At 59.7% G+C, this 13,579-nt stretch carries 9 protein-coding genes; 4 read left to right on the forward strand and 5 right to left on the reverse strand.

Annotated elements, in window-relative coordinates; translation table 11 throughout:
• Positions 1 to 16: 16 nt before the first annotated feature.
• Positions 17 to 3,133: a transglycosylase domain-containing protein gene (locus ACM6IQ_RS30305; RefSeq protein ID WP_017340610.1), complete on the reverse strand. Its 3,117-nt coding sequence runs from the start codon at positions 3,131 to 3,133 to the stop codon at positions 17 to 19.
• Between the two features lie 243 nt (positions 3,134 to 3,376).
• A complete protein-coding gene (locus ACM6IQ_RS30310; RefSeq protein WP_414880584.1) occupies positions 3,377 to 3,835 on the reverse strand; it encodes an REP-associated tyrosine transposase in 459 nt (152 codons plus the stop codon).
• A gap of 681 nt (positions 3,836 to 4,516) precedes the next feature.
• Between ACM6IQ_RS30310 and ACM6IQ_RS30315 the strand changes: the two genes are divergently transcribed.
• Positions 4,517 to 5,938 carry an amino acid permease gene (locus ACM6IQ_RS30315; RefSeq protein WP_414880566.1) on the forward strand — a complete coding sequence of 474 codons (1,422 nt, stop codon included), beginning with the start codon at positions 4,517 to 4,519 and terminating at the stop codon, positions 5,936 to 5,938.
• A 91-nt stretch (positions 5,939 to 6,029) separates the two neighbouring features.
• Here ACM6IQ_RS30315 and ACM6IQ_RS30320 read toward each other — a convergent pair whose 3' ends face one another.
• Complete coding sequence (locus ACM6IQ_RS30320; protein WP_414880567.1) at positions 6,030 to 7,160, reverse strand: OpgC family protein; 1,131 nt, start codon at positions 7,158 to 7,160, stop codon at positions 6,030 to 6,032.
• 261 nt (positions 7,161 to 7,421) lie between these two features.
• On the opposite strand from ACM6IQ_RS30320, the gene ACM6IQ_RS30325 reads away from it, so the two are divergent.
• Positions 7,422 to 8,363, forward strand: a complete 942-nt coding sequence (locus tag ACM6IQ_RS30325; protein WP_017340606.1) for a glycosyltransferase family 2 protein — start codon at positions 7,422 to 7,424, stop codon at positions 8,361 to 8,363.
• Position 8,364: 1 nt separating this feature from the next.
• Entirely contained in the window at positions 8,365 to 9,873 is a 1,509-nt protein-coding gene (locus tag ACM6IQ_RS30330) for a glucosyltransferase domain-containing protein (RefSeq protein ID WP_414880568.1), read from the forward strand.
• 15 nt (positions 9,874 to 9,888) lie between these two features.
• Here ACM6IQ_RS30330 and ACM6IQ_RS30335 read toward each other — a convergent pair whose 3' ends face one another.
• Entirely contained in the window at positions 9,889 to 11,508 is a 1,620-nt protein-coding gene (locus ACM6IQ_RS30335) for an FMN-binding glutamate synthase family protein (protein ID WP_017340604.1), read from the reverse strand.
• 210 nt (positions 11,509 to 11,718) lie between these two features.
• Positions 11,719 to 12,519 carry a helix-turn-helix transcriptional regulator gene (locus ACM6IQ_RS30340; protein ID WP_017340603.1) on the reverse strand — a complete coding sequence of 267 codons (801 nt, stop codon included), beginning with the start codon at positions 12,517 to 12,519 and terminating at the stop codon, positions 11,719 to 11,721.
• 126 nt (positions 12,520 to 12,645) lie between these two features.
• Here ACM6IQ_RS30340 and ACM6IQ_RS30345 point away from each other — a divergent pair, with 126 nt between their 5' ends.
• Positions 12,646 to 13,467 carry a carbon-nitrogen hydrolase family protein gene (locus ACM6IQ_RS30345; protein ID WP_414880569.1) on the forward strand — a complete coding sequence of 274 codons (822 nt, stop codon included), beginning with the start codon at positions 12,646 to 12,648 and terminating at the stop codon, positions 13,465 to 13,467.
• The last annotated feature ends 112 nt before the right edge of the window (positions 13,468 to 13,579 follow it).

Here is a 13,579-nt window from a genome sequence, read left to right on the forward strand (position 1 = left end):
TTACCGCCATTGTTTATCAGCGTCGCGCCACCTCCACCGGCAGGCATTGGGTATGCGTGCCGGGTTGCAGATACGGCGTGAGAATCGGTGCCATGCCCTTGAGCACCTGCACAGGTAGCGCCGAGGTGAACTTGAAGGCTTCGGCCGTGCGCCCGGGCACAAACGCGGTCATCGTGCCGAAGTGGCTTTCACCGATAAAGAACACAAAGGTGGCAGTACGGTTGATCGACTTCGAACTCAGGATTCGCCCACCGGAGCCAATGGCTTCGATGCGGTTGTCCCCGGTTCCGGTTTTGCCACCCATTCCCAACGGTTTGCCATCGGGTGTGATGAAGCTGCCGGAAACGCGTTTCGCCGTACCGGCATCGACCACTTGTGACAAGGCCTCGCGCATGGCCGTGGCGACTTCGGAGGGCATCACCCGTTTGCCCACATCCGGATCGTTGATCAGCTTGGTTTCATAGGGCGTATTCGCGGCGAAATGCAGGCTGTCGATGCGCAACGTCGGCATGCGCACGCCGTCATTGAGAATGGTGCCGATCAGCTCCGCCAGCGCCGCCGGACGGTCGCCGGAACTGCCGATGGCGGTGGCCAGCGAGGGCACCAGGTGATCGAACGGATAGCCGACTTTCTGCCAGCGCGCGTGAATGTCGAGAAACGCCTCGATTTCCAGCATGGTGCGGATACGGCTGTCGCGGGCGCCCTTGTGACGACTCTTGAACAGCCAGCTGTAGACTTCCTGACGCTCGAACTGACTGGCCTTGACGATCTGGCTCCACTTGGCATCCGGGTTGTTCAGCAGATAGCCCATCAGCCACAAGTCCAACGGGTGAACCTTGGCGATGAAGCCCTGATCCGGCAAGTCGTAGCGGCCGGGACTGTAATTTTCATAGAGCCGTTGAAGGCGTTCATCCGTGAGTTTTTCGGTGAGCTTGACGCCTGTGAGGTGCGCGCGCACAAAGGTGTTGAAGCTTTCCTGGCTGGCCTGCGGCAGCAGATAACGATGCACGGCGGCTATACGGATCGGCGTCGGGCGCATGCTGTCGAGGAACGTTTCGAGCCGTGCCTGGGTGTCCTTGTTCTTGTACTTTTTCCAGAACTTGAGCAGGAACGAAGTGCCCTCGCGGTCGGCGAACTCGGCCAGGTATTCCTGACGCCGGGGATCGCGGTCGTCGCCGAGCAGTGCAGCGCTGTTGTTCGGGCCGGAGTAGGTGGTGTAGCGCACCAGATCGCGCATCAGCCGAATGAACGGCAGGTTGATCGATTCGCGCAGGGCATCGCGCAGGGTCGGCAGGCGGCCGTTGTCTTCCTTGCGGAAGTTGACGAAGGTGTGCAGCCCGCCACCGGTGAAAAAAGCTTCGCCGGGGCTGGCGGAGTATTTGCGGTCCAGCGCGGCGCCGAGCATGGCCGGCAGGTTTCGGTCCTTGTTCTCAATCAGGTAATCGACAGCCCAGCGGCTCAGGCGATCCTGATCCGGGACGTCGACTTTCTTCAATTCCGGTACGGTCATTTCGGCGTACTTGTCGTGCAGCTCGGCGATGATTTGCAGATAAGTGGTCAGCACGCGCATTTTCGCGGTGGAGCCTAACTCCAGCTTGCTGCCCTCGTTGATGTCGAATGGCTGATCGGTGCTGTCGGTCTGCACCCGCACCCGCGAGCCGTCCGGGGTCAGTTCGAACAGCGTGAAGCTATAGCGCACTTGCGTGGTGCTGGTGGGCGTGAGCAGGCGTTCGCCCATCAGGCCGATTTGCGCGGCAAAGGCGGGGTCGGCCAAATGCTTGAGGTATTCGGTGGCCTGGGTTTGCAGGTCACCTTGCAGGGTGGTGGTGGCCGACAGATCGAGGCGATCAAGGTCGTACAGCGGCCGATTGAGCAAGCCGCCCAGTCGACTGCGCGCCACGCTGATGCCTTTGTTGGTTTCGATCGGTTGAATGGTCGGCTGGGTCTGCCAGTCGCGGTAGGTCACTTTGCTGGCCAGTGCGGCCGCCGCAAACGGCGCATCGATGACATTGTTCTGTGCCAACAGACGAATGTGGCTGTCGGTGAGGTCGGCCAGTTCGTCACGGCCCTTGGTCAGGTAGTGGGAAGGGCGGCGCTGGGCGATCATCAACGACAGCATCTCACGCAAGGCCAGGCCTTTGGCGGCCAGGCTCTGCGGGTCCGTGGCAGTACTGGCCAGCGCCTCGTTGGCCTTGTTGAAGTCGGCGCCGTACCAGACACGCAGACCTTCGGCCATGCCATGGACTTCGCCGTGCCCCGGCACAGCCGACAGCGGCACGCTATTAAGGTAATCGCGCACGATGTTCTTGCGAGCCTCAAGGGTTTCCGGGCCGGCCTGATAGGCGCGCACGGTGGCGGAAATCATCTGGCGGATTTTTTCCCCACCCGACACCGTCAAGCCATCCGGTGAATGACGGTATTTTTCGAGTTGCGTCGCCAGGGTACTGCCGCCCGCTGACTGGCCGGGCATGTGCAGCAACTTGGCAACCTGCGACCACGCGGCCATGCCGAACCGTGGCCAATCCACGGCGGGGTTGGCCCGGGGTTGACGAGGGTCGAGCAGGAAGCGGTTTTCGATGAACAGCAAACTGTTGACGACCACGGGTGGGATTGCATCAAAGCTCGAATAGAGTTGTTGCGGATATTTGTACTGATACAACGGTGCCGCCCGGCAATCGGTGATCAACAACCCGGCCTGGATCTTCTCCGGGTAGGGCACGAAAAGACCGTTGTCGCTGTAGTCCATCAGCGCCTGGGAAAATCGGGTCTGGGCCGAGATGACGTAATCACGCTTGAGCAATCGCGGCAGGAATTCACCCAGCGAGCTGTAGCCCAATCGCAGATCGAACGGCCCGGTGCCGGGGTAGCGAATGGCGTCGCTGGGACCGGGTTGCAAATCATATTTCAGGGTCGCTGCAAATTTGCTGGCTTCCCGGGATTGAAGCTTCGAGGTGCGCATTTCTTTGGCGGCAGCCAGACCCACGACAATCGCGATAATCAACAGCAACAACCAGAAGGCGCCCCAGCCGTGTTTCGTGCGACTACGGCGAGGTTTTTCAGGTAAAGGCGCTTCATCCAAACGTTCAGTCGGAACCACAGTTTTACTCGAATCGGTTTGCCACAAAGCACCCATAGTCGACTGATCCATTCACGCAGATTGATCGGACTTGTTTGAAGCTTAGACGGTGGTTGGCGATGGTGAAAAAATTGTGGAGTAGTAAATGATGCGTGGAGTGTCGAAATTTTTGGCAAGACGGAGCGGTTGTGGCGAGGGGATTTATCCCCGTTCGGCTGCGCAGCAGTCGTAAACCCTTCATCCCCTCTCCACAATAAGTCTCCTCCCCACAGGGGGCTGCCACAGAAGTGGTGTTCGATGTTAGAGCCAGCAGGCGTCCCAGAGCGGGTAATCGCCGATTTTTTTCACCAACCCAGCACGCAATGGGTTGGCAACAATGTAGCGAGCATAGGGCAGGAGTTCTTCGCCATCACGGATTGCCCGGTCGTGAAAGCCGGTTTGCCACAGGGGGCCGCGTCGTCCGGTCATTTTGTTCACTGCCTGGGTACAGCGTGCCTTGGTAGCGCCGATGACATTCCCTAAATTGCTGTCTTGCAGTTGCATCAGCCAATGAAAGTGATCGGGCATGACAACCCAGGCAAGTGAATCTACAACACCCGAATCATGAGTCCATTGCATTTCTGCGACGAGAAGGCGACCCAATCGCCAGTCAGAAAATACAGGTTGGCGATCATGGACGACTGCGGTGATGAGATAGGCACGACCGGTTTCGGAATGTCGGCCGAAGCGCAGACGATGAGAGTTAGGTTGAGTAGGCAATCCATTGCTTCCTTGGGGATCGTCGGATGACGCTTTCAGGCTAGTGCCCGATAGGCCGGTTCGGCGCTGCAATTGTTGAGCGAAAATTCTGTTTCCTGAGAAGGATGTGGCGAGGATGCGTTTGTGCTGAAGCTGCCCTTGTGGTGAAAGTGCCTTTGTGGCGAGGGGATTTATCCCCGTTGGGTGGCGCAGCCGCCCCAAATCAGTCATCCCCGTTCTTTCAAAGAGATCGCGTTTGAAGGGTTTACGGCTGCTACGCAGCCGGACGGGGATAAATCCCCTCGCCACAACGACAACCTCACCCAAAAGGCAACGTAATGGTCTGAAATCGTTGAGGTAGAGGGGTCGGCAGGTAAATTCCGCGTAGGCAGGGGCATGACGCTGCACCAATACCGTGCAATACTCGGCGGTGTTTCAAATGGCGAAAAATCCTACAAATCCAGACAATCCATCTCCTGAAATCGCATTTTTATCGAGATGTACGCCTGAATTTTGTGATTTATAGAGTGAAAATCTCTGCTGTCAGCTTTTTATACTGCATGCCCCGCTGATCCTGGAGGTTTTGTCCTACAGGACGGTTCTGCCCACGAAGCAGGGCCGGTTTCAGGCAAGCACTGGCTTATCGGTCAGTGCTTCGACACTCGGTGGTCATATCCAATAACAAGACGAGGTTGTACCCCTATGCCAGTCGGCAATCACCTGCCCCACGGCGAGACCGCTCAAGGCGGCCCGCTTAAACGCGAACTCGGCGAACGGCATATTCGCTTGATGGCGCTCGGTGCCTGTATCGGCGTCGGTCTGTTTCTCGGTTCGGCCAAGGCCATTGAAATGGCCGGCCCGGCTATCATGCTGTCCTACATCATTGGCGGTCTGGCAATCCTGGTAATCATGCGCGCCCTCGGCGAAATGGCGGTGCACAACCCGGTCGCCGGCTCGTTCAGCCGTTATGCCCAGGATTATCTCGGTCCCCTGGCGGGCTTCCTGACCGGATGGAACTACTGGTTCCTGTGGCTGGTGACCTGCGTCGCGGAAATCACCGCGGTGGCGGTGTACATGGGTGTCTGGTTCCCCGAGGTGCCGCGCTGGATCTGGGCGCTGGCGGCGCTGGTCAGCATGGGCTCGATCAACCTGATCGCAGTGAAAGCCTTCGGTGAATTCGAGTTCTGGTTCGCCCTGATCAAGATCGTCACCATTATTGCGATGGTGGTTGGCGGCATCGGTGTGATCGCGTTCGGTTTCGGTAACGACGGCGTGGCGCTGGGGGTTTCCAACCTCTGGGCCCATGGCGGCTTCATGCCCAACGGCGTGCAAGGCGTGTTGATGTCCCTGCAAATGGTGATGTTCGCCTACCTCGGCGTCGAGATGATCGGCCTGACCGCCGGTGAAGCGAAGAACCCGCAGAAGACCATTCCCAATGCCATCGGCTCGGTGTTCTGGCGGATCCTGCTGTTCTACGTCGGTGCGTTGTTCGTGATCCTGTCGATCTACCCGTGGAATGAAATCGGCACCCAGGGCAGCCCGTTCGTGATGACGTTCGAGCGTCTGGGCATCAAGACCGCCGCCGGCATCATCAACTTTGTGGTGATCACCGCGGCGCTGTCGTCCTGCAACGGTGGCATTTTCAGCACCGGGCGCATGCTCTACAGCCTGGCGCAGAACGGCCAGGCCCCGGCCGGTTTCGCCACGACTTCGAACAACGGCGTGCCGCGTCGTGCACTGCTGCTGTCGATTTTCGCCTTGCTGCTGGGCGTACTGCTCAACTACCTGGTGCCTGAGAAGGTTTTCGTCTGGGTGACGGCGATTGCCACCTTCGGCGCCATCTGGACCTGGGTGATGATCCTGCTGGCCCAGCTCAAATTCCGTAAAGGCCTGAGCGCCAGCGAACGGGCCGGCCTGAAATACAAGATGTGGCTGTACCCGGTCAGCTCGTACCTGGCGCTGGCGTTCCTGGTGTTGGTGGTCGGCCTGATGGCTTACTTCCCGGACACCCGCGTTGCGCTGTATGTGGGGCCGGCGTTCCTGGTGTTGCTGACAGTGTTGTTCTACGTGTTCAAGCTGCAACCGACCAACGTATCGCAAGGTGCGGTGCCTTCGGCTTCGTAAATCGTTACGCTTGAAATGAAAAAGCCCCGGTCAATTGACCGGGGCTTTTTATTGGCTGATGAGATCTCCTGTGGCGAGGGGATTTACACAGTCAGTATCGGGCGGCGGCGACCTGTGCCGGAGCGGTCAATCGTTTGTTGAAATCAAGCCATGCTCCCAGCAGAGCCATTAACCCGAGCCCCACCAGCGCCGTGAATATCTGCATGGCAAAGGCATCGTCGGTCATGGCGTTGACCATATCGGCCAGTGGCGCCAACAACACGCCGAGGCAGAAAATTTCCAGCGAGTAACGCCCCATGCGACAACTTTGCTGCGCCAGCCAGTTTTGGGTCCAGCCGGTATCCGGCAACAATTTCGCAGTGACGTACGCCAGCGCCAGGAAGTGCAGCAGCCGTACCGGCGACAGGTCGGTCTTGCTGATCGGGTATATCAGGTTGCTCAGCCAGCCCGGCATGACCGCGTCATGAATTTCCGGCCATCGCCACGAGACGGTAATCACGCCGGTGATGACCACGTAAATCAACGCACTGATAAACAATGGCTGACGCCGCAGCGCACGAGTCTCGGGTAACCGTGGCCGCTGCCCGTGAGTCGCAGCGGCACCGCCGAGTACAAACAACAGTTGCCAGACGACCGGGTTGAAGTACCACACGCCATCCTTGATGGCGGCCAGGTTCCAGCCGAACCACGGCGCCAGCAGGTACACCGTCAACGACACCGCGACCACCGCCCAGGCCTTGCGCACCAGCATCGGCAACACCAGCGGCAAACCGGCCAGCAGCACGATGTACAACGGCAGCGGGTCCATGAGGTTGGGTTTGAAGCGCAGCAGCAGTTCATCCACCAGGGCTTGCTGCGGGTTGGTGATGAAATGGTGCATGCCCATTTCTTCCACCAGATCCCGGGTTTCCACATGGCTGTTGGCGAAGAACACGATGCCCATCAGCATCGCCAGCAGGAAAATATGCACCACGTAGAGCACCCAGGCGCGGCGCAGGATCTTCACGCAGGCGATCAGGTAACCATCGCGCTGAAGGATTTTGCCGTAGGCCAGGGCCGCCGCATAACCGGCCAGAAACACGAAAATTTCGGCGGCATCGCTGAAACCGAAGTTACGCGGGGTGATTTGACCGAGGGGGTTGTGGGGCACGTGATCCCAGAAGATGAAGATCAGCGCCAGGCCTCGAAAAAAGTCGATTCGATGATCGCGTTCAAACGTCATGACAGCGGGCTCGTGAACGGGTGTTGAATTAAAGGTGGACGGAGGCGCCGAAGGTTGCGCGCCGCACATTGGCGGCGCGCAGGGTGGCGTGATTCGTGGGCAATTGCAAAATCCCGATATTACTGAATGTCTCAAATGCCCGCCTTGACCTAAGCTGGATGTACGAATCCGCCCACCGGTCTGGCGGGGCGACGGCGCACAAGAACGACGGCGAACGGACTCTGTCGAACGGTTACACGGCATTGTTCAGGAGCGTGAAACGTGAAGGTTTCGCTGATCGTTCCGGTGTTCAACGAAGAGCAGGCGATCGGCCTGTTCTATCAGGCGGTGCGCCACGAGTTGAGGCTTGGCGGCAACGAGGTCGAGATCGTGTTCATCAACGACGGCAGTTCCGATGGCACGGCAGAGCAGGCCAAAGCGCTGGCGCGGGTCGATGATCTGGTGCTGCTGATCAACTTTTCGCGCAACTTCGGCAAGGAGCCAGCACTGTTCGCCGGTCTGGAATATGCGACCGGCGACGCGGTGATCCCGATGGACGTCGATCTGCAAGACCCGATCAGCGTCATTCCCCTGCTGATAGACGAGTGGCAGAAGGGCGCGGACGTGGTGCTCGCAAAGCGCCGCAATCGTGCCACCGATGGTTACCTGAAACGCCTCACGGCATCGCTGTTCTACCATGTGCTGAACCGTATTTCGTACACCCGGATAGAGGAAAACGTTGGCGATTTCCGGTTGATGGATCGCAAGGTGGTCGACGTGATCCGCGCACTGCCCGAGCACCAGTTGTTCATGAAGGGTGTGCTGTCGTGGGCCGGATTCACCACGGCGGTGGTCGAATACGAGCGAGCCGGGCGGGTGGCCGGTGCCAGCAAGTTCAATGGCTGGAAACTCTGGAACCTGGCGCTCGAAGGCGTGACCTCGTTCAGCACCGTGCCATTGCGTTTATGGACGTACATCGGCGGCGGCATTTCGATCTTCGCGGTGCTTTACGCGGTGTACATGGTCCTGGACAAGGTTTTCTTCGGCAACAGCGTCCCGGGTTACCCGTCGTTGATGACCGCCATTCTGTTTCTCGGCGGTGTGCAATTGATCGGTATCGGCATCCTTGGCGAGTACGTCGGGCGGATATACATCGAAGCCAAGCATCGACCGCGCTATGTGGTGCGAGACATCGTCGGCGGCAAAGACCGGCTCGGGCTCTAGCATGGGCCGGTTCAGCGATTTTCTCGGTAAAGAACTGGGGCCACGCCAGGTCTGGCTGTTTTTTCTGCTGGCGACGTTGCTGTATGTCGTGCCTCTGATCCTCGCAGACTACCCGTACATCGATGACAACTGGCGTTCGCTGTCGGCCGGCATGGCGTGGGCGGAACAGGGACGCTTGTTTACCCAGCTGTTCTATAACCTGCTGACGTTCGGCAACGCCGCGCCAAACATCTTTCCATTGCCACTGTTGATTGCCACGCTGGGCATGGCCACGGCATTGACCCGGCTGACGTTTCATTACTTTCCACAGCCAACGATAGCCTGTTGCCTGGTGCCGCTGCCACTTTGGTACAACCCGTTTTTTCTGCAGAACCTGTCCTATCAATATGACGGTCCCGCCATGGCCTTGAGCCTGGTGGCGATGATCTATGCGATCACTTTTCGTCACCCCTCGCGCAGTTGGCAATGGCTGGTGCCAGCGTTGCTGATTGCGCTGGCGCTGGGGCTGTATCAGATCAGCCTGAATGTGTTTCTGGGCTTGTGTTGCCTGGAGTTGCTCAGGGGCGCAAATGACCGATTGGCCTGGCCGCAGCTGTGCGAATTGGTTGGCTGGAAAGTGGCGCAGGTGACCATGGGCTGGCTGATGTATTGCGGCAGTGCCGTGGCGTTCATGAGTCAGGATCGCGCGTTGTTGTTGAACTGGGCCGCCGCGCCGCTGCTGCAACTGCACGTCAACATCGGCAGAGTGCTGGAAAAAGTCGTGCTCCTGTTTCATGGCGGATTCGCCTGGGTGTTCGCCGCACTGTTGCTCTGCGCCATTGCCGGTGCTGTCCAGGTGGGGCTGAAGGTGCGTGCGCGTCAGGACAGCGGAGTGAAGAAAAGCCTGATCGGCCTGTTGTGTTTGCTGACCTTGCCGGTGGTGACGCTGTTGGTGTCGGGCGTCGCGCTGTTTTTTCGCGACTTCAACGAGGGCGCCCGGACCTTGATGGGCTTCGCCGTGCTGCTGGTGCTGTTGTTCTACTTGAGCCACCTGGCGCTGGCGCAGATCCACGAACGGCTGCCGCTGTTGCTGATGGTGCCATTGCTAGCGATGTTGTCGTTGTCGTTCGCGTACGGCCGGGTACTGACGGTGCAGAAAGCCTTCACGACCAGTGCGCTGTTCAGCCTGGAGCGCGACATAGCGACTCATCGACAATTGCGCGAGGCCAAGCGGATTTACATGTCGGTGACGTACTCCGATCACTGGTTGCGGGGGGCTGCGGGTTCGTTCAAACAGATGCCGGTGTTGCGCTATTTGCTGAACATCGACTTTTTCATGCTGGCCGAGAACCTGCCAAAAGTGGGCATTACCAATGTGGTCGCGGAGAAGGAGCGCCGCAATGCGACGCGCGTGGGTTATCAGGGCTATCCACCGTTGCTGGAGCGCCAGTACTACCGGATTTATCTGATCGGTGATTACGGTTTCATCGTCATGAAAGAACCCGCCCCGATCAAGACGCTTCGCTGGTGAAGCGCCCCGTTGGACTCAAGCTGCTGCCATTTCATTCGGTTCAAAACTGTCCGCCCGCGCCATCTGCCACATCCGCGAATAAAACTCGCCGTTGACCTCGCCGGTGAGCAATTCCCCCGGTTTCAAAAACACATGCAGCTGCGAGAACAGCTTGATCTCGGTCGCCGACATGCGCCGCACCAGGTGCTTGGCCGACAACTGCGACGGATGTTCGAGGCCGGCGGCGGCGAGCATTTCCGCCAGTGCCTTGAGGGTGTTGCGGTGGAAGTTGAACACGCGCTGGGCCTTGTCCGGGACGACGAGGGCGCGCTGGCGCAAGGTGTCCTGGGTGGCGACGCCGGTCGGGCATTTGTTGGTGTGGCACGACTGCGACTGGATGCAACCGATGGCGAACATGAAGCCGCGCGCCGAGTTGGCCCAGTCGGCGCCGATGGCCAGCACGCTGGCAATGTCGAAGGCACTGACGATCTTGCCGCTGGCGCCGAGTTTGATTTTGTCCCGCAGGTTCAGGCCCACCAGCGTGTTGTGCACGAACAGCAGGCCCTCGCGCATCGGCACGCCGATGTGGTCGGTGAATTCCACAGGCGCCGCACCGGTGCCGCCTTCCTTGCCATCGACGACGATGAAGTCCGGGAGGATGCCGGTTTCCAGCATGGCCTTGGCGATGCCCATGAATTCCCACGGATGGCCGAGGCAGAACTTGAAGCCCACCGGTTTGCCGCCGGACAGTTCACGCAATTGCTGGATGAAGTGCATCAGTTCGATTGGCGTGGAGAATGCACTGTGCCGCGACGGCGAGATGCAGTCTTCACCCATCTGGATGCCGCGGGTCTCGGCGATTTCCTTGGTGACTTTGTGCTTGGGCAGAATCCCGCCGTGGCCCGGTTTCGCGCCCTGGGACATCTTGATTTCGATCATCCGCACCTGCGGCGTCTGCGCTTGTGCGGCGAAGCGTTCCGGATCGAAGCGCCCGTCTGCGGTGCGGCAACCGAAGTAGCCGCTGCCCAGCTCCCAGGTCAGGTCGCCGCCGTTTTCCCGGTGATAGGCGCTGATGCTGCCTTCGCCGGTGTCGTGGGCGAAGTTGCCGAGCTTGGCGCCCTGGTTCAAGGCGCGAATGGCGTTGGCGCTGAGGGAGCCGAAACTCATGGCCGAGATGTTGAACACCGATGCCGAGTACGGCTGGGTGCACTGCGGGCCACCGACGAGGGTGCGGAAACTGCTCGGGTCACTCAACGGTGCCGGGCGCATGGAGTGGCCGATGAATTCGAAACCCGATTGGTACACGTCGATCAACGTGCCGAAGGGTTTGTCGGCGCTTTCGTTCTTGGCGCGCGAATAGACCAGCGAACGCTGGGCCCGGGAGAAGGGCAGGGCGTCGCTGTCGGACTCGAGCAGGTATTGGCGGATTTCCGGACGGATGCCCTCCACCAGATAGCGGATGTTGCCGAGGATCGGGTAATTGCGACGCACGGCGTGGGGGCTTTGCAGCAGATCGAACAGGCCCACGAGGCTGAGCACGCCGGTGACGGCGGTGATCGGCCAGAGCCAGTCGTGCGCCAGGAACGGCAGGCTGGCGAGGGTGAAGATCACACAAGCGGCAAAGAAGGCGTAGCGGCTCAGGAGTGACAGGCTCATACGGTTTCCTTGGGTTCGGACTCGGTCATTGTTTGGCAATGCTGTTCAAGTTCTGTGGCGAGGGAGCTTGCTCCCGCTCGGCTGCGCAGCAACCGCAAAACCTGCTGACGGGTTCTGTCTGGCTGCACGCGGTGCCTGTATCGGGACCGCTTCGCGGCCCAGCGGGAGCAAGCTCCCTCGCCACAGGCGTTTGCGGCGCCGCAGCGGTTGTCAGGCATTTTGGGCCTGGAGAAAAATCGAAAACAGCTCGGACTGGGATTTGATCCCCAGTTTGCTGTACATGTGTTTCTTATGGACTTTCACGGTTTCAACAGAGATTTCCAGCTTACGGGCGATTTCTTTACTGGAGCAACCGCTGAGCATCAAGCGTCCGACATCCAGCTCGCGCGCGGTCAGTTGTGCACCTTTGAGTTGCTGCACCGAAGCTTCCAGTTGAACGCGCCAGTCACCCTGGACCGGCGCCGGCGCGAGGGCCACGACTTCGTTGATTTCGTAAGGCAGGCGCTGGCGCAACAGGCCGAGCACCCACGGTTGAATCAACGACAGCAAGGCAATCTGTTGACTGCTGAAACGCTGCTTGCTGCCCAACGACAGGCACAGCGTACGGTCACCCTCGAGCTGGCAATTGAACTGGATTTCGTCGGCCACCACATTCAGACGAAAGTAGCGCTGGTAATACTCGGTCAGCTCGAAGTGCTCCGGCGCCACTTCCGAGAGGCGATAGAGCCCGGTGCGCGACTGCTCGCGGCAGGCGATGTAGAACGGGTCGAGCAGGTACAAGCCGCGCAGGTAATCCTGGAACAACTGATCCGGGCTGCCGTCCTCGCCCGGGCATTCGGCGAACACTTGCGGGTGCTGGTCGGCGCTGAAAAGCAGCGCCACCCAGCTGTCGAAAGGCACGTACTGATCCAGCAGGCGCACCAGCTGCGTCCAGAAATTGGGCTTGTCGAGGGCGTCGATCAGTTGCCCGACCGAACGGTGCCAGGCGATGTCGTCTAACGAGAGTGTCATGGGTCTACCCCTATCGGGTTACCCCGGCCGCGTGATTCCCTGGCCGGTTGCTTGCTGCGCATACTGGCGCACAGACAACGGCCGGGCAATCTTTCTGCCGCCCGGCCACCAGAACAAGGACTACCCATGAAGGTCGAACTCGCCCAACTGGCGGGCCGTGACAACGACACGGCTTACAACCTTGAACACGCGCTGGCGGCCATTGCTGCCTGCGCGAGCGACACACAGTTGATCATGTTTCCGGAAAGCCATCTGATGGGCTTCCCGTCCGCCGAGACCGTCGCGGCGGTCGCCGAACCCCTGACCGGCCCCACCGTCAGCGCGATCGTCGCCGCTGCCCGCGAGCGCAACATCGCCGTGGTGATCGGTACGGCCGAGAACGACAACGGTCGCTTCTTCAACACCACGTTGCTGATCACCCCTGAAGGCATCGCGCTGACATATCGCAAGACCCACCTGTGGGCGTCGGACCGCGGTGTGTACGAGCCGGGCGACCGCTACGCCACGTGCCTGTGGAATGGCGTGCGGGTCGGCCTGCTGATTTGCTACGACATCGAGTTCCCGGAAACCGCCCGCGCCCTGGCGCAACTGGGCGCCGAACTGCTGATCGTCACCAACGGCAACATGGACCCGTACGGCCCGACTCATCGTACCGCCATCATGGCCCGCGCCCAGGAAAACCAGGCATTTGCGCTGATGGTCAACCGGGTGGAAGAGGGCGATGGCGGGTTGTTGTTCGCCGGTGGCAGTGCGCTGGTGAATCCGCTGGGCACGCTGTTGTTCGAGGCCGGACGCGATGAAGGGCAGTTTGCGGTGGAGCTGGACTTCAGTCAGCTGGAAGCGGCGCGACAGGATTATCGGTACCTGGATGATCAGCGGCTGAAGTTGCCGGGGGAGAGGGTTGAACATGCTTCTGGACTTCGGGAGCTGTTGATTCCTCGGAGCTGAAGATCTTTGCGGCGCCCCACAATTCATCTGAAAAACTTCAAAACAACAAACGCAACACCCGTAATTTGCGCCGAACTCGGCTCTGCCATAAATCCAATAAAATCCGGAGTAG

It is taken from the genome of Pseudomonas sp. IT-P100 (assembly GCF_949767185.1).
In the GTDB taxonomy this organism is placed as follows: Bacteria; Pseudomonadota; Gammaproteobacteria; order Pseudomonadales; family Pseudomonadaceae; genus Aquipseudomonas; species Aquipseudomonas fluorescens_B.